We start from the raw sequence: 23387 nt of genomic DNA, 5'->3' as shown, positions 1-23387 counted from the left end.
CCCCCGAAGGGGCGCCGGGCCTCGGCGCGTGTACCACGGAGAGCCGCTGGACTCAGTGGCTGTGGCCGTGACCGCCCTGCGCGGCGTCGGCCTCTTCCTCGGCCGGCTTCTCGACGACCAGGGTCTCGGTCGTGAGGAGCAGCGCGGCGATGGAAGCGGCGTTCTCCAGCGCGGAACGGGTGACCTTGACCGGGTCGTTGACGCCGGCCTTCACCAGGTCGACGTACTCGCCGGTCGAGGCGTTGAAGCCGTGGCCCTTGTCGAGCTCGGCGACCTTCGCGGTGATGACGTAGCCCTCAAGACCGGCGTTCTCGGCGATCCAGCGCAGCGGCTCGACCACGGCGCGGCGGACGACCGCGACACCGGTGGCCTCGTCGCCCGTCTTGCCGAGGTTGTCGCCCAGCACCTTGGCGGCGTGCACCAGGGCGGAGCCACCACCGGAGACGATGCCCTCCTCGACCGCGGCGCGGGTCGCGGAGATGGCGTCCTCCAGACGGTGCTTCTTCTCCTTGAGCTCGACCTCGGTCGCGGCGCCGACCTTGATCACGCACACGCCGCCGGCCAGCTTCGCGAGGCGCTCCTGGAGCTTCTCGCGGTCCCAGTCGGAGTCCGTGGCCTCGATCTCGGCCTTGATCTGGTTGACGCGGCCGGCGACCTCGGTGCTCTCGCCACCGCCGTCGACGATCGTGGTGTCGTCCTTGGAGACCGTGACGCGGCGCGCGGTGCCCAGCACGTCGAGACCGGCCTGGTCGAGCTTGAGGCCGACCTCCTCGGCGATGACGGTCGCACCCGTGAGGGTGGCGATGTCGCCGAGCATGGCCTTGCGGCGGTCACCGAAGCCGGGGGCCTTCACCGCGACGGCGTTGAACGTGCCGCGGATCTTGTTGACGACGAGGGTGGAGAGCGCCTCGCCCTCGACGTCCTCGGCGATGATCAGCAGCGGCCGGGAGCCGCCCGCCTGGATGACCTTCTCCAGCAGCGGGAGCATGTCCTGGATGGAGGCGATCTTGCCCTGGTTGATCAGGATGTACGGGTCGTCGAGGACGGCCTCCATACGCTCCTGGTCGGTCACCATGTACGGCGAGAGGTAGCCCTTGTCGAAGGCCATGCCCTCGGTGAACTCCAGCTCCAGGCCGAAGGTGTTGGACTCCTCGACGGTGATGACACCGTCCTTGCCGACCTTGTCCATCGCCTCGGCGATGAGCTCGCCGACCTGCGGGTCCTGGGCGGAGAGCCCGGCGACCGCGGCGATGTCGGCCTTGTCTTCGATCGGGCGGGCCGTGTCCAGCAGCTCCTTGGAGACGGCGGCGACGGCGGCGTCGATGCCCTTCTTCAGGGCGGCCGGGGAGGCGCCGGCGGCGACGTTGCGCAGGCCCTCGCGGACCAGCGCCTGGGCCAGCACGGTGGCGGTGGTGGTGCCGTCACCCGCGATGTCGTTGGTCTTGGTCGCCACCTCCTTCACGAGCTGGGCGCCGAGGTTTTCGTACGGGTCGTCGAGCTCGACCTCGCGGGCGATGGTGACACCGTCGTTGGTGATGGTCGGCGCGCCGAACTTCTTGTCGATGACGACGTTGCGGCCCTTGGGGCCGATCGTCACCTTCACCGTGTCGGCAAGCTTGTTGACGCCGCGCTCAAGGGCGCGACGGGCGTCCTCGTCGAACTTCAGGATCTTCGCCATGGGAGCTTTCTCTTGTCCTCTCGAACGAACAACGAACTACGCCCCGGGCCGCCCGGCGATGCGGGGGCCAGGGGCGCAGCTCACAGCGGACTGTGGAATTACTTCTCGATGATCGCGAGCACGTCGCGAGCCGAGAGGACGAGGTACTCCTCGCCCGTGTACTTCACCTCAGTACCGCCGTACTTGCTGTACAGAACGACGTCGCCGACGGAAACGTCGAGCGGAAGACGCTCGCCGTTCTCGAAGCGACCCGGACCGACGGCCAGGACGACGCCCTCCTGGGGCTTCTCCTTGGCCGTGTCCGGAATAACCAGGCCAGAGGCCGTGGTCTGCTCTGCGTCGAGCGGCTGGACCACAATGCGGTCCTCGAGCGGCTTGATGGCAACCTTGGTGCTGGCGGTCGTCACGATCCGACCTCCCCCTTCGGAGATCTCACGGGGTTAACTGTCTGGGTGGCGCGACCGGGCTCGATCCGTCGTCGCGGGTGCCGGACCTGTCCTGTCACGCATTGGCACTCTCCAGTGGGGAGTGCCAGACATGACACTATGACCGCGATTAGCACTCGGTCAAGCTGAGTGCCAGTCGGGCCCCGCGCGCCGCCGCCGTCCGGCCCCCGTCCCGGGGCCCGAAGGGGCCGGTGAACCGGCTCAGACGTAGTCCTCCAGCTTCGCCACCGCGTACCCCTTGTCCGTGATCGTCTTCATGACGTGCCGGATCATGTCGGGCATCGAGCCCTTCCAGTCCTCCTTCCCGCGGAAATGCGTGAGGACGATGTCGCCGGGGTGCAGGTCCCGGTCCCACTCGCGCCACTCCATGTGGTCGGGGAACGCCTCGGACGACCACAGCGGAACCGCCTTGACGCCGCAGGACTTGGCGGCGCGCAGGGTGCGCGCGTCGTAGTTGCCGTACGGCGGCCGGAAGAGCGCGGGCCGCTTCCCGTACCGCTTCTCGATCTTCTCCTGCTGGCCGCAGATCTCCCGTTTCTGCTCCTTGTAGGAGAGCCCGGGGAGGTAGGGATGGGTGAGGGTGTGGTTGTGCAGGGAGACACCGCGGGACTGCATCTTCTTGAAATAGGCGTAGTTGTCGTTGATGACGTAGTCGCTGAGGAAGGCGCTGTACGGGATCTTCAACTCGCCCATCATCCGCAGCAGTTCGGGGTCCTTCTCGGCGCCGTCGTCGATCGTCAGGAAGACGACCTTCTCCTTGGTCGGGACCCTGGTGAAGACCGGCGGCAGGTTCGCGCCGCCCGTGACCTCGAAGCCCTTGCGGGTGGTGATCCGGGGCTTCGCCGTGGGCGGCGGAGGTGCGGCGAGCGGGGTCTTGGCGAGCTTCCACTTCTTCGCGGCCACGGCGCGCAGCGCCTGGGCCTTCGCCTGGGCTTCCGCCTGCGCCCTGACGGCAGCGGCGGCGTCCGCCTTCTTGCCGGCTCCGGCCCCCGGGGCGGGGCCGGCCCGGCCCGGTTTCTCCGGGGCCGACTCGACGGGTCCGCCGCCACCGCCGCCACCGTCCCCGCTCCGGCCGCCGCCGCTGCGGTCGCGGTCGCCGGACTCACCCGCGCAGGCGGTGCCGAGCGCGGCGATCAGGAGTACGGCGGCGACGGTGCGTACCCGCCGGCCGGGGTGACTTTTCCGAGCCTCTGAGGCTTTATTGTCGTTTTGTCGTACTAGTTGCATGGCGTCGCATCCTGTCAGCGCCCGGCCCACGCACCCGGCAGACACCGCCGGGGAGCGATGACGGTCGCCCGGCTGGCCCACAATGGCCCGGTGAACGACCGCACCCCCGCACCCCTGGCCCCGCTCCTCTCCGAGGAGGGCCAGGCCCTGCTCGCCGCCCTTCGCGACCACGACCCCGCCCAGGAGCTGGCCCTGGCGACCCGGCTGCGCCGTGACCACCCCGCCGAGCTGGTCTCGTCGGCGCTCGCGCAGGCCCGGCTGCGCCAGCGCGCGACCGCGAAGTTCGGCGAGCGGGACGCGTACCGCATGTACTTCACGCCCGACGGCGTCGAGCAGGCCACCCGCACCTCGGTCGCCGCCCACCGCGCGGCCCGGTTCCGGGCCATCGACGCCACGGGCGCGGGCCGCACGAGCACCGGCCCGGCGCGGATCACCGACCTCTGCTGCGGCATCGGCGGCGACGCGATCGAGCTGGCCCGCGCGGGGTTCGCCGTGACCGCCGTCGACCGCTCTCCGGAGACCTGCGAGATCGCCGCGCACAACGTCCGTACGCTGGCGCCCGACGCCCCGGCGCCGACGGTCCTGTGCGCGGACGTCATGACGTACGACCCGCACGCCGCGCCCGCTCCCGACGCCCTCTTCATCGACCCGGCGAGGCGCGGCGGCCGGGGGCGGATCTTCGATCCGGAGGCGTACTCACCGCCGCTGTCCTGGGCGATCGAGGCGGTACGTTCGGTCGGCGCCGGCGGCATCAAGATCGCGCCGGGCATCCCGCACGAACTGGTCCCCGGTGATTTCGAGGCCGAGTGGATCTCCGACGGCGGGGACGTCAAGGAGGCGGTGCTCTGGTATGACGCGAGCGCGCCCGCCGGCCCCGGCGCCCCCGGCCGGGTCGTGCCCGGCGCGCGGCGGGCCACCCTGCTCCCGGCCGGAGTCACGCTCACCGGGCGCGGGCTGCCGGACCCTCAGGTCAGGGCGGTCGGCCGCTATCTGTACGAGCCGGACGGCGCCGTCATCCGCGCCCATCTGGTCGCCGAGGCCGCCGACGAGCTGGCCGGCGGGCTGATCGACGAGACGATCGCGTACATCACGGCCGACGAGATTCTCCCGACGCCGTACGCGACCGCGTACGAGATCACCGACGAACTGCCGTTCAGCCTCAAGCGGCTCAAGGCCCTGCTCCGTGAGCGCGAGGTCGGCATCCTGACGGTCAAGAAGCGCGGCTCGCCGGTCGAACCGGAGGAGCTGCGGCGGAAGATGAAGCTCAAGGGCCGGAATTCGGCCACGGTCTTCCTCACCCGGGTCGCGGGCGCGCCGACCATGCTGCTCGGCCGGCCGGCCGGGAAGGCGTGAGTTCCGGCCCGTTCATGGCCGGAGTCCGGCGTCCCTGATCTTCGCCAATCACCCCGAACCCCCTTGCCCCCGAGCACATTTGAGAGGGTTTTGGGCCTCTGGACCCATGCCTGCTGACGTGTTCAGGACATAAGCTCCGCTGTGGGGCGGCTTGCGTGCGCCGCCCGAACGCCGCGGTTCATGAAGGTGGTTGGGGGCTCGGAATGGCTGGTTACGGGGGAACGTCGGCGTACGAGGGCGGGTGGACACCGCCGGACCCGTCGGGGCGGCGGGACATGCCCCAACTGCTCCAGTTCGCGCGGTGGTTGATCCACGCGCTCTTCGGCTTCACCGTGCTGGGCGGGATCGGCCTGCTTCTCTCGGCCGCCGACGCCGACGCGATGGACGCGGAGCTCATCGGCCTCACCGTGTGGGCGGCGGCGCCCGGCACGGCCGGCTGGCTGCTGTCCAGGCGGCTGTGGACCGGCGGTGTGTGGGAGTGGCGGGCTCTGCTCGCCGTCCAGGCGTGGCTGATCGCCGGAGGCATCTCCAACATCACCGAGGGCTCGGTCCAGGGCTTCACCCAACTCCTCCTGCCCATACTGATCCTCGTCTTCCTGAGCCGTCCCGAGAGCCGGGAGTGGATCCGGCTCGATGTCGAACGGCGGGCGGAGCACCGGCGGTTCTCGTTCGCGCGGTTCATCAGGTGGCGCAGCGACGGGGGCCAGACGGCGCTCGAATACCTCGGGCTGTTCGTCCTCGTCGCCGCGATCATCGTCGGGCTCACGGTGAGCGGCGTCGGCGGACAGATATCCAACGGCCTCCAGTCCGCGGTCTGTTCGATCACGGGCGCGGCGTGCCCGGCGGCCGACGGCGACTCGGTCGAGGCGGGCGACGACGGCCAGGACGAACCCGGCGGCGACCAGGGCGATCCCGGAAACCCCGACAACCCCGGTGACCCGGGCGATCCAGGCGATCCGCGGGACGGCGAGAACGGCGGCACCGTCCCCGTGAGCGTCGAGACCGACGAGGACCGCACCGACGCCGCCGCCGACGAACCCGGCTGGGAGGACGACCAGGCCGCCGCCGACGACGGCGATGACGGCGGGGAGGAGAAGGAGGACTGCGGGGGCTGGGGCTTCTTCTCCTGCGCGGGCGACCGGATCGGCCAGGTCGCCAAGGGCCTGGCGGTGGACGGCTTCTGGGGCGACGTCACCGGCGTCTGGGACCTGGTCACCGACCCCGGCGGCACGTGGGACGGGCTCAAGGACTACGGGAGCCACCTGGGCGACGAGTGGTCCGAGGACACCAAGGACGCCGGCGACAAGTGGGCGAAGGGCGACTACCTCGACGCGCTGACCGACTGGGGCGGCGCGTCCGTGAACACGGTCGTCTCGGTCGGCGACGACATCTTCGTCGGTGACGAGGTCCGCGACCGGTGGAACAACGGCGAGAAGACGCGGGCGGTCACCGACGTCGTATGGAACATCGGGTCCATCTTCATCCCCGGCTACAACGCGGCGAAGGTCGGCGGAAAACTCGGCAAGATCGGCAAGCTGGGCAAGCTCGGGAAACTGGGCAAGGCGGCCGACAAGGCGAGGGAGGCCGCCGAGCGGGCCCGGAAAGCCGCGGAGAAGGGCGACGTCAAGGCGGCCGACAAGGCGGCGAAGGAGGCCCAGCAGCACGCCGACGACGCCGAGAAGGAGCTGGCGGAGAAGGGCTGTGTGATCAGCTCCGGCCCGATCGGCGGCCGGCTCCCGGGCGGATCGGGCGGGCCCGGCGGGCCGGGCGACCCCGGCGGTTCCGGTACCAAGGCGCCCTCGCTCAGCGGCGGGGTCAACGCCGCCGGGCGGACCGTGGCGGTCTACCGGGCGAACGGCGTCCCCGTACTCCTGCCGTTCGAGAAGAAGTGCGACGGCGCGAGCCAGGAGGAGATCGACGCCGCCGAACAGGCCAAGAAGGACGCCGAAGCGGCGAAGGAAGCGCAGAAGGAGGCCGGCCGCAAAGCGGTCTCCAAGTGGAAGAAGCCGTCCTGGTACGGCGATCTGAAGAACCCCCGCAAGGGCTCCGCCGATCTCGGCGACGGCAAGTGGAAGACGAAGAAGTCGGTCGCGTACAACCCGGCGATGGAGCGCTGGATGCGGTTCCAGGAGCAGGTCTCCGGAGTGAAGCGCGGCAAGGAGTACTCGGTGAAGGACCCCGACACCGGCCGCGACGTCGACTTCGACGGATGGGACTCCGCCGGGCAGAAGTACAAGGAGGCGAAGTTCGGCTACGGGGGCAAGGTCCGCCCGGATGGCACTCTGGAACCCGCACAGGCCACCAAGTGGGTCGAGCAGGCGCGGCGCCAGGTACGGGCGGCGAACGGCAAGCCGGTTGAATGGAACTTCTCCAACAAGCAGGCCGCCGACGCCGCACAGAAGGCGTTCGACGATGCCGGGGTGGACGTGGACGTCGTCCACACGCCCTGGAAGAAGTGAGAAGCGGGAAGCAGGAGCACGATCGGAGTGGCGGGAGTGTCGAGCATGGCGAGCGAGACCATCGTGAAGGCGTCCTGGGGACCCAGGCCCGAGTCCTCCCAGGAGCTGGCCGGTCGCTGGCTGGCCCTGCTGGGGCGGCTGACGGACCTGTCGGGGGGCGACCTGGCCGAGTGGCGGTGGGACACCGACGGCGCCGCGCCCGGCGAAACCGTGCCGGATGAGGTGGGCGCCTTCGCGGCGGCGATCGAGGCGGCCAACCCGCACGACGACGCGGACGTCATCGGCCGCACGGGTGTCGTCGTGGCCAGGCGGCAGGACGGCGGATACGCGCAGCTCAAGGTGGGGGCGGGCGGTACGGACGGATACACCCCGTTCAACGCGACGCTGCTGCTCTTCCCCGGCTCCCCGGGCGCCGCGGCGCCGCTCGCGGGCCGGCTCCCCGAGGCGCTGGCCGCCGTGGCGGACGTCTGGGACGCGGACACCGGGAGCGCACACGACCGGGAGCTGTTCAACGCGCTGAGGTCCGCGTACGGCCTGCGGGCCTCCCACCCGCGCTGCGGCTGGGCCGTCTTCGTGTCGGCGAACCGGGCCGCGCGGGTCCCCGCGGACCTGGCCGCGCCACGCCTGGCAGCCGGGCCCGGCGGAGTCGTACTGAATATCGGTCCTTCCACGGACGCGGTGCTCGCGGCGCACAAGACGCTCGCCGACGCGGGCGCGCTGGAGCCGCTGCCCACGCCGGCGGACCGGCCGAAGCTGTGACCTCGGGGGCTTCGGGGGCCGGGGAACCGGGACGCGACCCGCTCGCGTTCAAGGCGGCGGTCGACGCGCGGACCGCCGCCGTCGAACGGCTCGCCACCGCGCCGTACGCCCCGCCGTGGCCGGACGGCGTGGACCCGGGCCGGTCCGGCGCGGGGGCGGACTTCGCGATCGTCGCGCTGCGGGTCAGCCCCGACTTCTACGAGGACGAGGACGGCGAACTCCACGCGGCCGTCATCAACGAGTACGAGACCGAGCTCTGGGGCGTCGTCCTCGCCCTCGACACCCGGTGGGGCGCACACCTGACCGTCGGCCTTGAGGAGGACGGCGACCGGCATCTGGCCGGGGAGCCGGTGCCGCCGTTCTACGCGGCCCTGTTCGAGCTGGGCTACTACGGCGACCTTCAGACGTGGCGGGTGGGCGGGCGGCTGGTCGCCGTCGGTGTGGGGCAGCCCGACGCGGAGGAGCCCGTGGTGCTGTTCGCGGCGGTCAGCGCCGCGCCGGCCGCCTGAGGACGCTCAGGCGCACCCGGTCTCAGGCGCACCCGGTCAGTCCTGGTCCTTGTCCCCCGGCTCCTTGGGCTCCTCCGGCTTCTTCTTCAACATCTCCGGTATCCCGGACGGCTCAGGCTTGGCGGGTGCCTCAGGCTTCTTGGACGTGTCAGCCTTCGCGCGCGTCTCAGCCTTGGCGGGCGCCTCAGGCGCCGTCCCAGCCGTCCCCGCCGTCTTCTTCGGCCCGCCGGCCTTCTCCTCCGCGCTCTTGAGCTGGGCGTCCAGCAGCAGCTGGTCCAGGTCGGTGATCTCGTCCGCGTAGATCTGCGAGAGCGGCTGCGGCCCGACGTACTGCTGGCAGTTGCACTGCGCGAGCTCGTACCGCTTCGGCTTCTTGTTCTCGTCCCAGGCCGTCGCCACTTCCACGTTCTCGTGGCACTTGCCCTGCTTGTCGTGCTTGGCGAGATGGTGCGTACACCCGCAGACGGGCTCCGGCGGCCTGTGTGACTCCTCCAGGGCGAGCCGGCCGCCCTCGACGAGCTTGATGCGCTCCACTCTTCGCTCGTGCCTGGTGCGCAGCGCGCTCCGGCCCGTGTCGGCGACCCAGCTGAAGCCACCGACCATGAAGAAGACGAAAATCCACCACAGCCAGTTCATCCGCCGCCCCTTCACCCCTGAAATGGCGCATGCGTTCCACCCAGGATAGAACGGACCGCGTAGGAACGACCTCAGAGAGCGGGGGGCGACTTCGGGACACATCCGGACATCACACGTCGCTCACGTCCCGTAAATCACCGTCTCAGCGGTGGGCGCCGCCGCGTCCGCGCTCGGGCGCCGGGCTCAGTACGTGCCCGGCCCACCGCTGGTGGAGTACGGCCCTGATCGCGCCGAGCACGCCGATGACCAGCGCTATCACGCCGGTCCCGACGAGATACGCCACCTCGCCCAGGCCCGCGGAATCCGGCTGGCCACCGCCGGTCAGGGCCAGCCCCAGCCCTGCGACGCACAGCGCTACGGACATTCCCAGCCACATCGCGCTGCGGGCACCCGCCCGCAGCCGGTGGTCGTTCTCGGGGTCGTACGCCAGTTCGGCCCAGGCGTCGAGCCTCTCACGTACGGCCTGGTCCCTGGCGACGGCGAACCCGGCGCCGATCATGGCCGGGACCAGGACCATCACACCGAGGACCAGTTCGACCAACCCAGTGATGTAGTCGGCTGTCCGGTCCTCGAAATGGCCGAGCCCGAGGCTGACCAGGATCCATCCCAGCGCCGCCCAGAGCCCGAGCGACCAGAGCAGCAGCATCCGGGTGACGGAGAGACCGTGCCGCTGCAACTCCGCCATCGCGGCGGCCCGGTCCGCGAGTAAGGACTCCAGGTCGGGCCAGTCGTAGAGGTCCTCGGGCGGCGGTGGGGGCGGCAGCGGCGCACGACGGAACATCCGGGGAGGTTATCGTCCTTGATCATCGTGGGGCGGACCGGGGATCACCGCCGGGGGTCACCACCGGGGACCACCGCCGCGTGGGCCATTCGGGTCAGAGCCCGGCGGCGCGCTCCTCCAGCAGCGTGCGTTCCCGTTCGTTGCGGGTCAGCCCCGCCGCCCGTACGAACTCGGCCCGCGCCTCCTCCGTACGCCCCAGCCTCGCCAGCAGATCCCCGCGCACGCTCGGCAGCAGGTGGTAGCCCTTGAGCGCGGGCACCGCCGCCAGCGCGTCGACCAGCGCCAGGCCCTCGGCCGGCCCCTCGACCATCGAGACGGCGACCGCGCGGTTCAGCTCCACGACGGGCGAGGGGGTGAGCGCGGCGAGCCGCCCGTACAGCGCGGCGATCGTGGTCCAGTCGGTGTCCTCGTACGTCGCGGCCCCCGCGTGACACGCGGCGATCGCCGCCTGGAGCGCGTACGGGCCGGGGACGCCGCCCAGCGCGCTCGCCCGGGTGAGGGCGTCCACACCACGGCGGATCAGCAGCCGGTCCCAGCGGGAGCGGTTCTGGTCGGCGAGCAGGACGGGCGCGCCGTCGGGGCCGGTACGGGTGGCCGTACGGGACGCCTGGAGCTCCAACAGGGCTGCCAGGGCGTGTACTTCGGGCTCCTTGGGCATCAGTGCGCTCAGTACGCGCGCCAGCCGCAGCGCGTCCTCGCAGAGGCCAGGACGCAGCAGGTCGTCCCCGGCCGTGGCCGAGTAACCCTCGTTGAAGATGAGGTAGATGACCTCCAGCACGGACGCCAGGCGCGCGTCGCGCTCGGCGCCGTACGGCACCTCGAAGGGGACGCCCGCCTTGGCGAGGGCCCGCTTGGCGCGCACGATGCGCTGGGCGACGGTGGGCTCCGGCACCAGAAAGGCGCGGGCGATCTCCTCGGTGGTGAGGCCGCCGAGCAGCCGCAGCGTGAGGGCGAGGCGCGCCTCGGTGGACAGGACCGGATGGCAGGAGACGAAGACGAGCCGCAGCAGGTCGTCGTCGATGTCGTCCGCCTCGGCGGGCTCGGGCGGCGGAACGGTTTCCTCAAGGGTGCGGCCGACCTCGGCGAGCTTGCGCGCGTACGTCTCGCGGCGGCGTACGAGATCGATGGCGCGGCGCCGGGCGGTGGCCATGAGCCAGGCACCGGGATTGTCCGGGACCCCTGATCGGGGCCACTGTTCAAGGGCGGCGACGAGAGCGTCCTGCGCCAGTTCCCCGGCGATGCCCACGTCACGTACGACGCGTGCGACAGCGGCGATGATCCTGGACTGCTCGATCCGGAACACCGCTTCCACCGCGCCCGCGCTGCCGCCGCCCTCGCCGTCTGCCGTCACGGCCACCCATCAGAACACCGGGGCGGGCGGACGGCAACGCGGGAGCGGCGCGCAGGCCGCGGTTACTCTCCGATCTCGCGCACCTGGACCGAGATCGTCCAGGTGTCCTCATGGACCTGGAGGAACCGCTTGCTCCATTCGACGGCCTCGGCCTGGTTCTTGGCCTGGATGATCGAGTACCCGCCGATGACCTCCTTGGACTCGGTGAAGGGCCCGTCGGTGACGGAGATCTTCCCGCCGGACCACAGGACACGGGTGCCCTGCGCGGACGGCGTGAGTCCGGCGGTCTCCAGCATCACCCCGGCCTTGTTCATCTCCTCGATGAGCGCACCCATGCGGTCCATCAGTTCGGCGCTGGGGCCCTCGGAAGGAGCGTTGTTCTCATCCAGGTGGATCGTGGTCAGATAGCGCGGCATGGTGACTCCTCGGTGTGCGGTGGCGGGGCTGTTTCCCGCCTCTCACCCTTGCGTCGAACAGGCCGGGCCGGGATCGACACACGCCGCGACTTTTCTTCGAAAAGTTTCCGGCGGCGGTCCGGATCAGTCCGCCGTCTCGAACCGCCAGCGGTGCACGGCCCGCGCCACCAGGTCATCGGCCGGCTCCGGGATCTCGGGCAGATCCGCGTCGTACGGCGCGTCCCACCAGGTCATCACCAGCACCCGGCCGCCGGGCGCGGTGAGCGTCTCGCGGCGCTCCGGGGCGGGGGCGAGGTCCGCTTCGCGGGCCCACTCCAGCAGGTCGGCGCCCCGCCCGGGGGCGGCCTTGGCCTCCCACATCAGCGCGACGGTCATGAGTCGGCGGTCATGAGTAGAGGTTCTCCTTGCTGACCTCGTGCACATGGTCGTGGTCGTGCGCGTGGTCGTGCGCATGGGCGGCCTGGCCCGGTACGTGCGTCTCCGTCACCGGCAGCGAGGAGTCCGCCGACAGGTCCCAGTCCGAAGCGGGCCGGTTCCGCGCCACCATCTCGGCGCCGAGCGCCGCGACCATCGCGCCGTTGTCCGTGCAGAGTCCGGGCCGCGGCACCCGCAGCCGGATGCCCGCCCGCTCGCACCGGTCGGCGGCCAGCGCCCGCAGCCGGGAGTTGGCCGCGACACCGCCGCCGATCATCAGGTGGTCCACGCCCTCGTCCTCGCAGGCGCGCACCGCCTTTCGCGTCAACACGTCCACCACCGCCTCCTGGAAAGACGCGGCCACGTCCCGTACGGGCACGTCCTCGCCCGCCGCCCGCTTCGCCTCGATCCAGCGGGCGACCGAGGTCTTGAGCCCGGAGAAGGAGAAGTCGTACGGCGCGTCGCGCGGACCGGTGAGTCCCCTCGGGAACGCGATCGCCGCCGGGTCGCCCTCGCGCGCGAGCCGGTCGATCACCGGGCCGCCGGGGAAGCCCAGTTGGAGCACGCGCGCGATCTTGTCGAAGGCCTCGCCCGCCGCGTCGTCGATGGTCGCGCCCATCGGCCGTACGTCCGCGGTGATGTCGGGCGCGAGCAGCAGTGACGAGTGCCCGCCGCTGACCAGCAGCGCCATCGTCGGCTCGGGCAGCGGCCCGTGCTCCAGCTGGTCGACGCAGATGTGGGAGGCGAGATGGTTCACGCCGTAGAGCGGCTTGCCGAGCGCGTACGCGTACGCCTTCGCGGCCGACACCCCGACCAGCAGCGCCCCGGCCAGCCCAGGACCGGCCGTGACCGCGATCCCGTCGAGGTCGCGGGCGCTCACCCCCGCCTCCTTCAGGGCGCGCTCGACCGTCGGCACCATGGCCTCCAGGTGCGCGCGCGAGGCGACCTCGGGGACGACACCGCCGAAGCGCGCGTGCTCGTCGACGCTGGAGGCGATGGCGTCGGCGAGCAGGGTCGTACCGCGGACGATGCCCACGCCCGTCTCGTCGCACGAGGTCTCGATGCCGAGGACGAGAGGTTCGTCAGCCATGGGTCCCTGTTCCTTGTGTGGGGACGCCCCGCTCGTCACGCATCGACAGGCGCATGACGAGGGCGTCGACGTTGCCCGGCTGGTAGTAGCCCCGGCGGAAGCCGATGGGCTCGAAGCCGAACCGCTCGTACAGCTTCTGCGCGCGGGGGTTGTCCACCCGCACTTCGAGCAGCACCTCCTCGCACTCGAAGGCGGTGGCGTGCTGGAGGAGATCGGTGAGCAGCCGGGAGCCGAGCCCGCTCCCCCATCGGTCGCGGGCGGCGGCGATGGTCTGTACGTCGCCGAGGCCACCGGCGGCGGCGAGTCCGGCGTAGCCGACGATCCGGCCGTCGTCGGCCTCGGCGACCACGTAACGGCGGGTGGCGGCGGGGCCGCGCGCATGGGCCAGCTCGGACCAGAACATGCCAGGTGACCAGGCGTCCTCGGGGAACAGCTCGTACTCAAGGGCGAGTACGGGCTCGATGTCCCACCAGCGCATCTCGCGCAGCGTCGTGTCGGTCACTTCGGGGTGACCACCTTGTAGTTCTTGGGCACCTGCGCGTCGGGGCGGCGCAGATAGAGAGGCAGCGCGGGGAGGAACGCGGCCTTGAGCGCGTCGCCGTCGCCCGCCGCGAGTCTCTCGGCGGCGAGGGAGGCGAGCGCGGCGGCGGACTGGTGCTCGGGCCCGCGCGCGTCCGGGAACTCCCCCGGGTAGAGCGTGCCGCCCGCCCCGACGACCGGCAGTCCGGCCAGCTCGGCGGCGATGTCGGCGGGCCGGTCGACGGCGGGCTCGGTCAGGCGCGTACGGGAGTCGGCGTACCGCGCCCAGTAGACCTCCTTGCGGCGCGCGTCCGTCGCGACGGCGAAGGGCTCGTCGAGCCCGGCGGCGTACGCGAGGCCGTCCAGCGTGCACAGGCCGTGGACCGGCACCCCGAGCGTCGAGCCGAAGGCCGCGGCCGTGACGAGGCCGACGCGCAGTCCGGTGTACGGGCCGGGGCCCACGCCGACGACCAGGTCCGTCACGGCCCCGAGCGCGAGACCGGCCCCGGCGAGGACGCGGTCGACGGCGGGGAGCAGCAGCTCGCCGTGCCGGCGCGCGTCGACCTGGCTCTCGGCGGCGAGGACGGAGACACCGTCGTGGAGGGCGACGGTGACGGCGGGCGTGGCGGTATCAACGGCGAGCAGCAGCACACAAACAGCCTACGGCTCCCCCGGGGGGCCGGGGTCTGTCGTTTGGATCAGGCGGATCAGGGACCGCGAGCCCGGACTGATCCGAACGGCAGACCCTGGGGCCGGGCACGGCACCTCAGCCGCCCCCTCGGCTGCTGCTAACGTCACCACGCAGACGTACGTACGAGAGGTGGATCAAGGTGTCCAGGAGCAGCTCGGGATTCGTGGCCGGGCTCACCGCGCTGGCCGTGGCCGCCGTCGGTTTCCTCGCGTACCAGGCGTCGGCGAACGTGCCGGACGAGCTCGCGTCGCCCAAGAAGCCGGGCTCGTCGGCGGCCGGTTCTCCGGCGGGCAAGGAGAAGAAGAAGGACGCGCACGCGGTGCCCGCGGCGTCGGGCACCGGTCAGCGCGTCGTCTACGCGCTGGCGGCGAAGCGCGTGTGGCTGGTGGGCAAGGCGGTGGGCCAGAAGCCGCGGACCTTCGTGGTCATGCCGAGCACGGTGAGCCCGCCCCCGGGCACGTATCAGGTCACCTCGCGCTCCGGGGAGATCACCGGGTCGGACGGGGTGGACATCGAGCACGTGGTGCGGTTCGCCAACGTCGGCCAGGTCGCGATCGGCTTCAGCGCGGCGGTGGACGGGACGATGGTGAAGCCCGACCCGAATCTGAAGACGGGCGGCGTGCGGATGGCGCCGGCGGACGGGGACGCGATGTGGACGTTCGCGCCGATCGGTTCGAAGGTCGTCGTCGTCCCGTGAACGGGACACCGGCCCAGCCCGGCTACGCCGCTTCCGCGCCCCCGTCGTCCTGGGCGCCCTCGTCGTAGGCACGCTCGACGTCCGCACGGGACTCGGTCGGCGGGGTCGATACGGCGCTGGCGGCGGCGCACGATGCCAGCAGCTCGCTCATCGACACGGACGACGGGTCAGGGGACGGGATCGTCGGCTCCGACGGTCGCGCTTCGGTGCTCTCTGTCGCCGACATGGATGCCTCCTGAGGCTCCGGGGGCAGGCCGGTTAGGCAAACCTAACCAACTCTCGTTCACCATGTGACCACGGCCGCACGGCATAGGCAACAGTTTACCGACGTCGTGTCGGAATCGACGCGGACGGCGTGACTCAGCTCACAGACGCGGTGAGGTCCACGTCCGCCCAGCGCCTGCCGATCCCGGTGAGGGTGACCACGCGCAGGTCGTGCTCCTCCACGGCGAGCGGGTCCGTCCCCGTCCCGCCCCCGAGCACCCGGTCGATCACCACCTGGAGCCGGTCGTCGGACAGCTCCTCGACCTTCCCCTCGCCCCACTCCACGACCACCACCGAGTCCGGCAGCGACACGTCGAGATCGAGGTCCTCCATCTCGTCGAGACCGCCGCCCAGCCGGTACGCGTCCACGTGTACGAGCGGCGGGCCCGAGGTCAGGGAGGGGTGCACCCGGGCGATGACGAAGGTCGGGGACGTGACCGCGCCCCGTACACCGAGCCCGGCCCCCAGGCCGCGCGTCAGCGTCGTCTTGCCCGCGCCGAGTGGGCCGCTGAGCATCACGAGATCGCCGGGGCGCAGCTGCGCGGCGAGCCGCCCGCCCAGCTCGCTCATCCGCTCGGGTGAGTCGACGGTGACACGGGCGGTGACGCGAGGGACGGTGGGTTCAGCCGCCGGGCTGTGCGGTGCTTCCATACGAACCCACGTTAATGGTTGCCGGCACGGCACCCGCCCGTACCAGCAGGTCCGCGAGCCGGTCGGTGACGGCCTCCGGATGCTCCAGCATCACCAGATGGCCCGCGTCCGGCACGATCACCAGTTCCGAGTCCGGCAGCAGGTCCGCCATGGCCTCGCTGTGTGAGCTGGGCGTGATGAGATCCCGGTCCCCGGCCAGCACCAGCACCGGGACCTCCATGAAGACCGGCAGCGCCGCCGACTTGTCGTGCTCGGTGAACGCCGGGTAGAACTCCGCCACCACGTCGATCGGCGTCCCCTCGATCAGCCGCTCGGCGAACCGCGCGACGGCCGGGTCCACGTCCTTCGAGCTGAACGAGTAGCGCTTGATCAGTCCCGCGAAGAGATCGGCGGTGGCCCGCCGGCCGCGCTCGACCAGTTCGGTCTGCGAGCCGAGGGCCTTCAGTACGCCGGGGAGCACCCGGCGTACGGCGTTCACACCGGCCACCGGCAGCCCGAAGTTGACCTCGCCGAGCTTGCCGCTGGAGGAGCCGACGAACGCGGCGCCGACGACCCGGTCCTGTATGAATTCGGGGAAGTTGTCCGCGAGCGCCATCATCGTCATGCCGCCCATGGAGTGGCCGACGAGAACGAGCGGGCCCTCGGGCGCCGCCTCGTCGATGACCGCCCTGAGGTCGCGGCCGAGCTGGTCGATCGAGACGGGGACCCCGTCCGGTCCCTGCTGCGCCGCGCCCCGGCTTGAGCGGCCGTGGCTGCGCTGGTCCCAGAAGACGGTCCGCACCAGACCGCGCAGCGCGGCGCGCTGGAAGTGCCAGGAGTCCTGGTTGAGGCAGTAGCCGTGGCTGAAGACGACGGTGACGGGCGCGGGGGCCTTGCGGCCGAAGAGTCTGCGGCGGCGCGGGGTGCCCGCGCCGGACTCGGGGTCGACGTCGTCCACCTCGAAGTAGAGCTCGGTGCCGTCGTCGGCGACGGCCGTGCCGGGGGTGCCGCGCAGGGAGCCGTACGGTCCCGTCGAGTCGAGCGCCAGCCGGGCCTTCTTGCGCATGCCGCGGCCGACCGTCATCCGCTCGATCGCGACGCCGGCCGCGGCCCCGGCGGCGATCACGCCTATCGCCGTGCCGGCGATGCCGGCCAGCCGCCACGTGCCGCCGGTGTTCACGGCCTTGGCGGCGTCGGCGGCGACCGCCACCACGCCCCCGGATTTGCTCTCGCTCAACGTCCCGCTCCTTGTGGTCCCACGTCGCCCCGGTCTCCGCCGTCTCCGCTGTTCTCTTGCCCATTCACATAGACGCGGGGAACACGCGGACCGATACGGGTCACGATCTCGTACGCGATGGTGCCTGCCGCCTCCGCCCAGTCGGCGGCGGTCGGCTCGCCCCGGTCGCCGGGCCCGAAGAGGACGGCGGGCGCGCCCTCCTGGACGGCGTCGGCGTCCGGTCCGGTGCCGAGGTCCACCACGAACTGGTCCATGGCAACCCGCCCGGCCACCCGCCGTACCTTCTCCCCGACGAGTACGGGGCCCCGGCCGGACGCGTGGCGCGGAATGCCGTCCGCGTATCCGAGGGGGATCAGGCCGAGGGTCGTCTCGGCGGGGGTGCGGTACTGGTGGCCGTAGCTGACGCCGTGCCCCTCCGGTACGCGCTTGACCAGCGCCACGGACGCGGCGAGCGTCATGACGGGCCGCAGGCCGAGCTCCGCCGATGTGCCGACCTCGGGGCCGGGCGAGATGCCGTAGACGGCGATACCGGTCCGTACGAGGTCGAAGTGCGACTCGGGGGCGGTGAGGGTGGCGGGAGAGTTCGCGATGTGCCGGACCTCGGGCTCGACTCCGGCCTTCTCGGCGTACGCGACGAGTTCGTGGAAGAGATGGAGCTGCGCGCCGACCGAGGGGTGGCCCGGCTCGTCCGCGCACGCGAAGTGCGACCACAGGCCGGTGACCCGGACGGTGCCGGCGGCCTCGGCGGCGCGGGCGGCGGCGACGAGTTCGGGCCAGTCGGCGGGCTGGCACCCGTTACGGCCGAGCCCGGTGTCGGCCTTGAGCTGAATCCGCGCGACCCGCCCGGCCTCCCGCGCGGCGGCGGTGACCTCGCGCAGCGCCCACATCCCGCTCACGGACATGTCGATGCCGGCCTCGATGGCCTCGCGCCAGGGGTCGCCGGGGATCCACAGCCAGCACAGAACGGGGGCCTCGATCCCGGCGGCCCGCAACGCCAGCGCCTCGTGCGGTGTCGCGGTCCCGAGCCAGCTCGCCCCGGCGTCGAGGGCGGCCCGCGCACAGGGCAGCGCGCCGTGCCCGTACGCGTCGGACTTCACGACGGCCATGAGCCCGGCACCAGGCGCGAGCCGGCTCCGCAGGGCACGGACGTTGCCGCGCAGAGCGCCGAGATCGATCTCGGCACGGGCACGAAGGGGCGAGGTGGGTACGGTTCCGGTCATCCGGAACAGTCTCTCAGAGCCCCCCGCACCCGCCGGAACACGAAGCTCCGCCGCGCGGCCGCCCGGAGGCGGTTCTCACTCGAAGAACTTGAGGCTGTATCCGACGGTGGTGGTGGCGCCGGGGACGTTGGCCCTGCGGTAGGTGGTGCTGCCCCACCAGACGGCCGTGCCGCTGTACCACTGGCGGTTGGCCCACGAGTACGGCGTGCCCTTGGCGACCGCGTGGAACATGGTCGGGAACCGGTTGCCGGACGGCGGACCCGCGGTCGCGTCGCCGCGCGGCAGGACGAAGGTGTGATGGCCGGGACCGTCGACGTTCAGCGTGGGGTCCCAGCCCTGCATCATGGTCGCGGCGTGCGAGCCGAACAGGCAGCCGTTGCTCTTGTACCAGTCCCACACGTACGTCGGATCGCCGCCGGCCCGCAGCCGCAGGTCGGCGATGCAGTACTGGTTACTCCAACTGCCGTTCGCGGAGTACACGATGTGCAACTGCCCGCTGGGGTCGACGACCGGCTGGGGCGCCTCGTTGATGTAGGGGTTGCCCACGACCCGCTCCCACGGCTCGCGCGGCTGCGATATGACGTACCGGCCGCCGGTGGTCGTGGTGGGACCGCTCATCCGGGCGATGTAGAGGTTCTGCTCGACGTTGGTGTCGCCGGACCAGCCGGACCACACGAACCAGCGCTGCCCGCCGAAGGTGAAGGGCGCCCCGTCGAGAGCCCACTTGTCGTTGGGCAGGGCGACCTTGGTGGCGGCGGAGTAGCCGCTGTCGGGGCTGGCCGAGCCGATGTGGTACATCCGGTGCGCCGCACCGGTGCCGGCGGCGAAGTAGATGCGGTACTGCCCATCGTGGTGCACGATCTCCGGCGCCCAGACCTCACCGAGGCCGCCGGTGTCCCGCCACACCTGGTGCTTGGGCGCGGTGGCCACGGCCTCCATGGTGGACGCCGTCCGCACCGCGATACCGCCGTCCACGGCCTTGGCGGAGACGTAGAGATCACCGACCTTGATCACGCTCGGGTCGGCGCCGCCGACAAGGGGCCCGCCGAGCGTGGACGGCTGATCGTCCGTCACCGCGGCAACGGCTTCGGCGGGTCCGGCGGCGGTCACCTGCCCGAAGACGGATGTGCCGAGGAGTACGAGGGAAACGACGCCGACGATCCATCGTCTGTGGGACATCAGAGCCTCCTGATCATGTTCACGACAAAGGAGAGCGCTCTCAATAGTCGCGACACGGTGACCGTCCGTCAATATGCGGTCACGGAAAATAGGCGCGAGGTTACTGCTAAAGTAGAAGTCAGTGGCTTCTATTTCAGCAGTCGCACCGAGAACCCGACATCGATCACCCTCACCGACCCGCCCGCAGGAGCACGAACAGCATGAAGACCTGGTTCATCACCGGCGGCACCCCCGGCGGATTCGGCATGGCCTACGCCGACGCCGCCCTGGAACTCGGCGACAACGTCGTCCTCACCGCCCGCCGCCCCCACCTGCTCGACGACTGGGCCGCCCGCCACGACGACCGGGTGCTCGTCCGCCCCCTGGACGTCACCGACGCACAGCAGACCGACGACGCCGTCCGGGCCGCCGAAGAGCGTTTCGGCCGTATCGACGTCCTGGTCAACAACGCCGGCCGGGGCTGGTACGGCTCCGTCGAGGGCACGCCCGACAGCGACGTCAGGGCCTCCTTCGAGCTGAACTTCTTCTCCGTCACGCGGACACTCCGCGCCGTCCTGCCGGGCATGCGGGAGCGCGGGAGCGGATGGATCATCAACATGTCCTCCGTCGCGGGACTGTCCAGCGTGCCGGGCTTCGGCTACTACAGCGCCGCCAAATACGCCGTCGAAGGCCTCACCGACGCGCTGCGCCACGAAGTCGCCCCGTTCGGCATCAAGGTCCTGGCCGTGGAGCCGGGCGCCTTTCGGACGCACGCGTACGCGTCGTTCGCCGACGAAGCCGTGAACGAGACGGTCGACGCGTACCTGCCCATGATCCGATCCGTCCGCTCCTCCATGATCGAACAGAGCGGTCAGCAGCCCGGTGACCCCCACCGCGGAGTGCGGGCTGTCGTGGACGCCATGAACAGCGCCGACCCGCCCCGCCGTATCGTCCTGGGCGCCGGCGGCTACGAGACCGTCCAGAGGCAGCTGACGGACATGGCGGCAGAGCTGCGCGCCTTCGAAGAGGCCTCGCGCGGCGCGGACCTCCCCCGGCACTCCTGAGAATCTGTTCGCGATCGGCGGGACCGTGTCCCCCGGGCTCCGACGTGCGGCGCCGCGTCGCGGTCAGCCGCGCGGCTGCTGCGTGCGGCCGGGGAGCCTGATGCCGTACTCCGCCATCTTGCGGTAGATGGTGGCGCGGCTCATGCTGAGCCGCTCCGCGGCCTGTGCCACCGTCGTGCCCGGCTCCGTCAGACAGCGCACGATCTCGTCGCGCTGGAGTGTCTGGAGTCGGCCCAGGGAGCGGTTGGTGCCCGTGAACACCTCTGCCGGCAGGTGGTGGGCGTCGATCACATCGGTCCGGGAGGCCGCGTCACGGACCACGCTCCGGAGCTGCCTGACGTTCTCGGGCCATTCGTAGGCGGTCAGGGTGTGTTCCGCGGCGCGGGTGAAGGTCACCGTGTGCCCACGGTGTGCCTGAGCGAAGTGGCGGGCCAGCGGCAGGATGTCGTCGGGACGCGAACGCAGTGTGGGCACTTCGACGACGGTGTCGACCAGGGAGCGGAGGGCCTCCGGTATCGCGGAGTACTCCACCGCCGTCAGGGCGAACGGTTGCGGACGGGGGGATCCCCCGGGGTCAGTGCGGCGGACGTCGCTGAACACCCGCGCCAGCTCGGTGGCCGCCCACGCCGGCAGGGTCTGCGTCCCGGAGACGATGACGCAGGTGCTGTCCTTGGCCAGCTCGGGTGTCCATAGCGTCAGCCAGGACGGTATGTCGTCCGGGGCCGGAGGCCGGGCGCTCAGGACGCGCCCTCTCGGCTCCGTCCGCCGGCGGGCGGCGGAGATCAGTGCGGTCTTCCCCGCGCCGGGCTCACCCACGACCGCCACGACCCGCCCCCGCGCCACGGCCGTGCCGGCCGCCGCGACGGCGTTCGTCCAGGCCGGGGAGAGCGGGTACCGCGCGTCGTCATGCTGCGGGGAGCGGTCCGCGTAGACGTGGAACACCTCTCCGCGCGGGGTCGGCCTGCTCCGGCGGCCGGACCCCCGGGCCAGCATGAGCGCGGCGGTGTTCCCGGCGGTGGCCTGCGCGAGCGCCAGCAGAAGCTCCGAGGAGGAGTCGGACCACGTGGTGAGATTGACGCTGCCGGCGAGTTCGCCGGTGAGCGGATCGAGGACCGGGACCGCGGCGCAGGTGTATCCGCGCAGCGCCGTGCAGTAGTGCTCCTGAGCCCGCACCAGTGACGGAACGCGGTCGGCCAGGGCGAGGCCGAGTCCGTTGGTGCCCGCGTTCTCCTCGGAGAAGTAGAAGCCGGGCGCCAGATGGACCCGGTCGAGGGAACGGTTGATCGATGCGTCGTCGCACAGACGGAACAGCACCAGACCGTCACGGTCGGCGATCATCATGCTGACCGGCTCGTTGGCGAGAGTTCTGCGCAGTCCCTGGAGGACTTCGTGACCGCACTCGTAGAGCAGTGAGGCGGTGTCCACCGACCCGGTGAAGACGGGCCGCATCTCCTCCGGCGACAGTCCGTAGTGCTCGCTGCGCTGCCACGAAGCGCGCATGCGCGGGGCGAGAGCCACCACGTCGCCGAGCGCCGTGCCGGGGGTGACGTACATGGGCGGTGTGGGCCGACGGTTCTCCACTTCGACCTCCTGAGGACGCGTCTTCGCGCCGTCGCTCCGAGCACGGTACTGCGTGAAGGCGCCTTCATCGCCAGGATGCGTGTCTCAAAAACGAGACGGACGACATTCTCAAAATGAGACATACGACGTCTTCCAGCCGTGGGGCGACGCTTCCTACTGTGCCGTTCCGAACCTGCTGAGAGCCATCACGGGCCTGGAGGGACGCACATGTACAGCAAGAACGGCGAGGACTACTTCATCGTCGACGCGCACATCGCGCTGTGGGACGCACGCCCCGAGAACCAGCTCAACGTCCATGGAAAGCAGTTCATCGACTGCTTCTACGACTACCACCGCAACCTGAGCCCCGAGTCCGAGCTGTGGCCGTACGAGGAGTACCTCTACTACGGCGGTGAGCGGCTGATGAAGGACCTGTTCACCGACGGCCACGTCGATCACGCCATCTTCCAGCCGGCCCGGCTCGGGGCCTTCTACCGAAACGGTTTCGGCCAGACCGAGGAGGCGTTCGCGCTCACCCGGCAGCACCCCGGCAAGCTGACCTACAACCACTGCTGGGACCCCCGGTTCGAGCAGGCGGGGCTGGACCAGCTGCGGCGGGACGCCGAGCGCTTCCAGCTCAAGGGCGTGAAGCTGTACACCGCCGAATGGCACGGCGACTCGCGCGGATACAAGCTGGACGACCCCTGGTCCTACCGCTACCTGGAAGCGGCCCAGGAACTCGGCATCACGAACATCCACGTCCACAAGGGGCCGACGATCCGGCCGCTGGACCGGGACGCCTTCGACGTCGCGGACGTGGACAAGGTGGCGACCGACTTCCCGGAGCTGAACTTCGTCGTCGAACACTGCGGCCTCCCCCGCCTGGAGGACTTCTGCTGGATCGCCACCCAGGAGCCGAACGTGCACGCCGGCCTCGCCGTCGCCATGCCGTTCATCCATACCCGGCCCCGCTACTTCGCGCAGATCATCGGGGAGTTGCTGTACTGGCTGGGCGAGGACCGCATCCAGTTCTCCAGCGACTACGCGCTGTGGACACCCCGCTGGCTCGTCGAGCGGTTCGTCGACTTCCAGTTCCCCGCGGACATGACGGAGTACCAGCCGCTCACCGTGGCGCAGAAGAAGAAGATCCTCGGGCTCAACGCGGCGGCCATGTACGGGATAGAGGTACCGGCCCGGTGCGCCGTCGCGGAACCGGCGGCGGCCTGAC

24 protein-coding genes and 1 pseudogene are annotated in these 23387 nt (G+C 71.1%); 8 read left to right on the top strand and 17 right to left on the bottom strand.

Going from position 1 to position 23387, the window contains the following annotated elements:
• Positions 1–52 precede the first annotated feature (52 nt).
• The 3 genes from groL to ACFWV8_RS01380 all read right to left on the bottom strand — a co-directional run bounded on the left by groL (position 53) and on the right by ACFWV8_RS01380 (position 3351).
• On the bottom strand, positions 53–1678 hold the full coding sequence (gene groL, locus ACFWV8_RS01390; protein ID WP_384196889.1) for a chaperonin GroEL: 1626 nt from the start codon (positions 1676–1678) through the stop codon (positions 53–55).
• A gap of 98 nt (positions 1679–1776) precedes the next feature.
• A complete protein-coding gene (groES, locus tag ACFWV8_RS01385) occupies positions 1777–2085 on the bottom strand; it encodes a co-chaperone GroES (protein WP_189107608.1) in 309 nt (102 codons plus the stop codon).
• A 240-nt stretch (positions 2086–2325) separates the two neighbouring features.
• On the bottom strand, positions 2326–3351 hold the full coding sequence (locus ACFWV8_RS01380; protein WP_384196887.1) for a polysaccharide deacetylase family protein: 1026 nt from the start codon (positions 3349–3351) through the stop codon (positions 2326–2328).
• A gap of 57 nt (positions 3352–3408) precedes the next feature.
• Between ACFWV8_RS01380 and ACFWV8_RS01375 the strand changes: the two genes are divergently transcribed.
• From ACFWV8_RS01375 to ACFWV8_RS01360, 4 genes are all read left to right on the top strand, one after another.
• Positions 3409–4704 (top strand): methyltransferase domain-containing protein, encoded by a 1296-nt coding sequence (locus tag ACFWV8_RS01375; RefSeq protein WP_384196885.1) that lies wholly within the window; start codon positions 3409–3411, stop codon positions 4702–4704.
• Positions 4705–4907: 203 nt separating this feature from the next.
• Positions 4908–7163 carry a Tox-REase-5 domain-containing protein gene (locus ACFWV8_RS01370; RefSeq protein ID WP_384196883.1) on the top strand — a complete coding sequence of 752 codons (2256 nt, stop codon included), beginning with the start codon at positions 4908–4910 and terminating at the stop codon, positions 7161–7163.
• Positions 7164–7208: 45 nt separating this feature from the next.
• The gene (locus tag ACFWV8_RS01365; protein ID WP_384196882.1) at positions 7209–7922 is read left to right on the top strand and encodes a hypothetical protein; all 714 of its coding nucleotides are present in this window, start codon (positions 7209–7211) and stop codon (positions 7920–7922) included.
• Positions 7919–8431, top strand: a complete 513-nt coding sequence (locus ACFWV8_RS01360) for a hypothetical protein (RefSeq protein ID WP_384196880.1) — start codon at positions 7919–7921, stop codon at positions 8429–8431. Before ACFWV8_RS01365 ends, ACFWV8_RS01360 begins: the two co-directional genes overlap by 4 nt.
• Positions 8432–8710: 279 nt before the next feature.
• Here ACFWV8_RS01360 and ACFWV8_RS01355 read toward each other — a convergent pair.
• From ACFWV8_RS01355 to tsaB, 8 genes and pseudogenes are all read right to left on the bottom strand, one after another.
• Positions 8711–9067: pseudogene (locus tag ACFWV8_RS01355) on the bottom strand (hypothetical protein); the annotation flags it as partial.
• A 142-nt stretch (positions 9068–9209) separates the two neighbouring features.
• Positions 9210–9848 carry a hypothetical protein gene (locus ACFWV8_RS01350; RefSeq protein WP_384196878.1) on the bottom strand — a complete coding sequence of 213 codons (639 nt, stop codon included), beginning with the start codon at positions 9846–9848 and terminating at the stop codon, positions 9210–9212.
• Between the two features lie 94 nt (positions 9849–9942).
• Complete coding sequence (locus tag ACFWV8_RS01345) at positions 9943–11199, bottom strand: RNA polymerase sigma factor (RefSeq protein WP_384196876.1); 1257 nt, start codon at positions 11197–11199, stop codon at positions 9943–9945.
• A 62-nt stretch (positions 11200–11261) separates the two neighbouring features.
• Positions 11262–11615 carry a YciI family protein gene (locus ACFWV8_RS01340; protein ID WP_384196875.1) on the bottom strand — a complete coding sequence of 118 codons (354 nt, stop codon included), beginning with the start codon at positions 11613–11615 and terminating at the stop codon, positions 11262–11264.
• Positions 11616–11738: 123 nt separating this feature from the next.
• Complete coding sequence (locus ACFWV8_RS01335; RefSeq protein WP_384196873.1) at positions 11739–11990, bottom strand: hypothetical protein; 252 nt, start codon at positions 11988–11990, stop codon at positions 11739–11741.
• A gap of 10 nt (positions 11991–12000) precedes the next feature.
• Positions 12001–13119, bottom strand: coding sequence for a tRNA (adenosine(37)-N6)-threonylcarbamoyltransferase complex transferase subunit TsaD (gene tsaD / locus ACFWV8_RS01330; RefSeq protein ID WP_384196871.1), 1119 nt, complete (start codon positions 13117–13119; stop codon positions 12001–12003).
• Positions 13112–13597 (bottom strand): ribosomal protein S18-alanine N-acetyltransferase, encoded by a 486-nt coding sequence (gene rimI / locus ACFWV8_RS01325; RefSeq protein ID WP_384196916.1) that lies wholly within the window; start codon positions 13595–13597, stop codon positions 13112–13114. Before rimI ends, tsaD begins: the two co-directional genes overlap by 8 nt.
• Before the next feature lie 20 nt (positions 13598–13617).
• Positions 13618–14289, bottom strand: coding sequence for a tRNA (adenosine(37)-N6)-threonylcarbamoyltransferase complex dimerization subunit type 1 TsaB (gene tsaB / locus ACFWV8_RS01320; RefSeq protein WP_384196869.1), 672 nt, complete (start codon positions 14287–14289; stop codon positions 13618–13620).
• 179 nt (positions 14290–14468) lie between these two features.
• On the opposite strand from tsaB, the gene ACFWV8_RS01315 reads away from it, so the two are divergent.
• Positions 14469–15026 carry a hypothetical protein gene (locus ACFWV8_RS01315; RefSeq protein WP_384196867.1) on the top strand — a complete coding sequence of 186 codons (558 nt, stop codon included), beginning with the start codon at positions 14469–14471 and terminating at the stop codon, positions 15024–15026.
• A gap of 22 nt (positions 15027–15048) precedes the next feature.
• Here the strand turns inward: ACFWV8_RS01315 and ACFWV8_RS01310 are convergent, their stop codons facing one another.
• The 5 genes from ACFWV8_RS01310 to ACFWV8_RS01290 all read right to left on the bottom strand — a co-directional run bounded on the left by ACFWV8_RS01310 (position 15049) and on the right by ACFWV8_RS01290 (position 19556).
• Positions 15049–15252 carry a hypothetical protein gene (locus ACFWV8_RS01310; RefSeq protein ID WP_384196866.1) on the bottom strand — a complete coding sequence of 68 codons (204 nt, stop codon included), beginning with the start codon at positions 15250–15252 and terminating at the stop codon, positions 15049–15051.
• A gap of 134 nt (positions 15253–15386) precedes the next feature.
• Positions 15387–15941: a tRNA (adenosine(37)-N6)-threonylcarbamoyltransferase complex ATPase subunit type 1 TsaE gene (gene tsaE / locus ACFWV8_RS01305; RefSeq protein ID WP_384196864.1), complete on the bottom strand. Its 555-nt coding sequence runs from the start codon at positions 15939–15941 to the stop codon at positions 15387–15389.
• A complete protein-coding gene (locus tag ACFWV8_RS01300; protein WP_384196863.1) occupies positions 15913–17157 on the bottom strand; it encodes an alpha/beta fold hydrolase in 1245 nt (414 codons plus the stop codon). Before ACFWV8_RS01300 ends, tsaE begins: the two co-directional genes overlap by 29 nt.
• A complete protein-coding gene (alr, locus tag ACFWV8_RS01295; protein WP_384196862.1) occupies positions 17154–18377 on the bottom strand; it encodes an alanine racemase in 1224 nt (407 codons plus the stop codon). The genes ACFWV8_RS01300 and alr overlap by 4 nt, the downstream gene beginning before the upstream one ends.
• 75 nt (positions 18378–18452) lie before the next feature.
• Positions 18453–19556, bottom strand: coding sequence for a glycoside hydrolase family 43 protein (locus ACFWV8_RS01290; protein WP_384196860.1), 1104 nt, complete (start codon positions 19554–19556; stop codon positions 18453–18455).
• A 15-nt stretch (positions 19557–19571) separates the two neighbouring features.
• On the opposite strand from ACFWV8_RS01290, the gene ACFWV8_RS01285 reads away from it, so the two are divergent.
• On the top strand, positions 19572–19760 hold the full coding sequence (locus tag ACFWV8_RS01285) for a hypothetical protein (protein WP_384196858.1): 189 nt from the start codon (positions 19572–19574) through the stop codon (positions 19758–19760).
• Positions 19757–20599, top strand: a complete 843-nt coding sequence (locus tag ACFWV8_RS01280; protein WP_384196856.1) for an SDR family NAD(P)-dependent oxidoreductase — start codon at positions 19757–19759, stop codon at positions 20597–20599. The genes ACFWV8_RS01285 and ACFWV8_RS01280 overlap by 4 nt, the downstream gene beginning before the upstream one ends.
• Before the next feature lie 63 nt (positions 20600–20662).
• On the opposite strand, the gene ACFWV8_RS01275 is transcribed toward ACFWV8_RS01280, so the two are convergent.
• On the bottom strand, positions 20663–22180 hold the full coding sequence (locus ACFWV8_RS01275; protein ID WP_384196854.1) for a GAF domain-containing protein: 1518 nt from the start codon (positions 22178–22180) through the stop codon (positions 20663–20665).
• Positions 22181–22387: 207 nt separating this feature from the next.
• Here ACFWV8_RS01275 and ACFWV8_RS01270 point away from each other — a divergent pair, with 207 nt between their 5' ends.
• Positions 22388–23386, top strand: coding sequence for an amidohydrolase family protein (locus ACFWV8_RS01270; protein WP_384196853.1), 999 nt, complete (start codon positions 22388–22390; stop codon positions 23384–23386).
• Position 23387 lies beyond the last annotated feature (1 nt).

Source organism: Streptomyces sp. NPDC058665, assembly GCF_042714995.1.
GTDB lineage: Bacteria > Actinomycetota > Actinomycetes > Streptomycetales > Streptomycetaceae > Streptomyces.
This window is presented reverse-complemented; position numbering and strand designations above follow the sequence as displayed.

What these genes read in the sequence shown, in the direction of transcription:
- groL (WP_384196889.1), bottom strand. Translation starts at nt 1,678, where the DNA reads ATGGCGAAGATCCTGAAGTTCGACGAGGACGCCCGTCGCGCCCTTGAG.
- ACFWV8_RS01380 (WP_384196887.1), bottom strand. Translation starts at nt 3,351, where the DNA reads ATGCAACTAGTACGACAAAACGACAATAAAGCCTCAGAGGCTCGGAAA.
- ACFWV8_RS01375 (WP_384196885.1), top strand. Translation starts at nt 3,409, where the DNA reads ATGACGGTCGCCCGGCTGGCCCACAATGGCCCGGTGAACGACCGCACC.
- ACFWV8_RS01370 (WP_384196883.1), top strand. Translation starts at nt 4,908, where the DNA reads ATGGCTGGTTACGGGGGAACGTCGGCGTACGAGGGCGGGTGGACACCG.
- ACFWV8_RS01365 (WP_384196882.1), top strand. Translation starts at nt 7,209, where the DNA reads ATGGCGAGCGAGACCATCGTGAAGGCGTCCTGGGGACCCAGGCCCGAG.
- ACFWV8_RS01350 (WP_384196878.1), bottom strand. Translation starts at nt 9,848, where the DNA reads ATGTTCCGTCGTGCGCCGCTGCCGCCCCCACCGCCGCCCGAGGACCTC.
- ACFWV8_RS01340 (WP_384196875.1), bottom strand. Translation starts at nt 11,615, where the DNA reads ATGCCGCGCTATCTGACCACGATCCACCTGGATGAGAACAACGCTCCT.
- ACFWV8_RS01335 (WP_384196873.1), bottom strand. Translation starts at nt 11,990, where the DNA reads ATGACCGTCGCGCTGATGTGGGAGGCCAAGGCCGCCCCCGGGCGGGGC.
- tsaD (WP_384196871.1), bottom strand. Translation starts at nt 13,119, where the DNA reads ATGGCTGACGAACCTCTCGTCCTCGGCATCGAGACCTCGTGCGACGAG.
- rimI (WP_384196916.1), bottom strand. Translation starts at nt 13,597, where the DNA reads ATGCGCTGGTGGGACATCGAGCCCGTACTCGCCCTTGAGTACGAGCTG.
- ACFWV8_RS01310 (WP_384196866.1), bottom strand. Translation starts at nt 15,252, where the DNA reads ATGTCGGCGACAGAGAGCACCGAAGCGCGACCGTCGGAGCCGACGATC.
- tsaE (WP_384196864.1), bottom strand. Translation starts at nt 15,941, where the DNA reads ATGGAAGCACCGCACAGCCCGGCGGCTGAACCCACCGTCCCTCGCGTC.
- alr (WP_384196862.1), bottom strand. Translation starts at nt 18,377, where the DNA reads ATGACCGGAACCGTACCCACCTCGCCCCTTCGTGCCCGTGCCGAGATC.
- ACFWV8_RS01290 (WP_384196860.1), bottom strand. Translation starts at nt 19,556, where the DNA reads ATGTCCCACAGACGATGGATCGTCGGCGTCGTTTCCCTCGTACTCCTC.
- ACFWV8_RS01285 (WP_384196858.1), top strand. Translation starts at nt 19,572, where the DNA reads ATGTTCACGACAAAGGAGAGCGCTCTCAATAGTCGCGACACGGTGACC.
- ACFWV8_RS01280 (WP_384196856.1), top strand. Translation starts at nt 19,757, where the DNA reads ATGAAGACCTGGTTCATCACCGGCGGCACCCCCGGCGGATTCGGCATG.
- ACFWV8_RS01270 (WP_384196853.1), top strand. Translation starts at nt 22,388, where the DNA reads ATGTACAGCAAGAACGGCGAGGACTACTTCATCGTCGACGCGCACATC.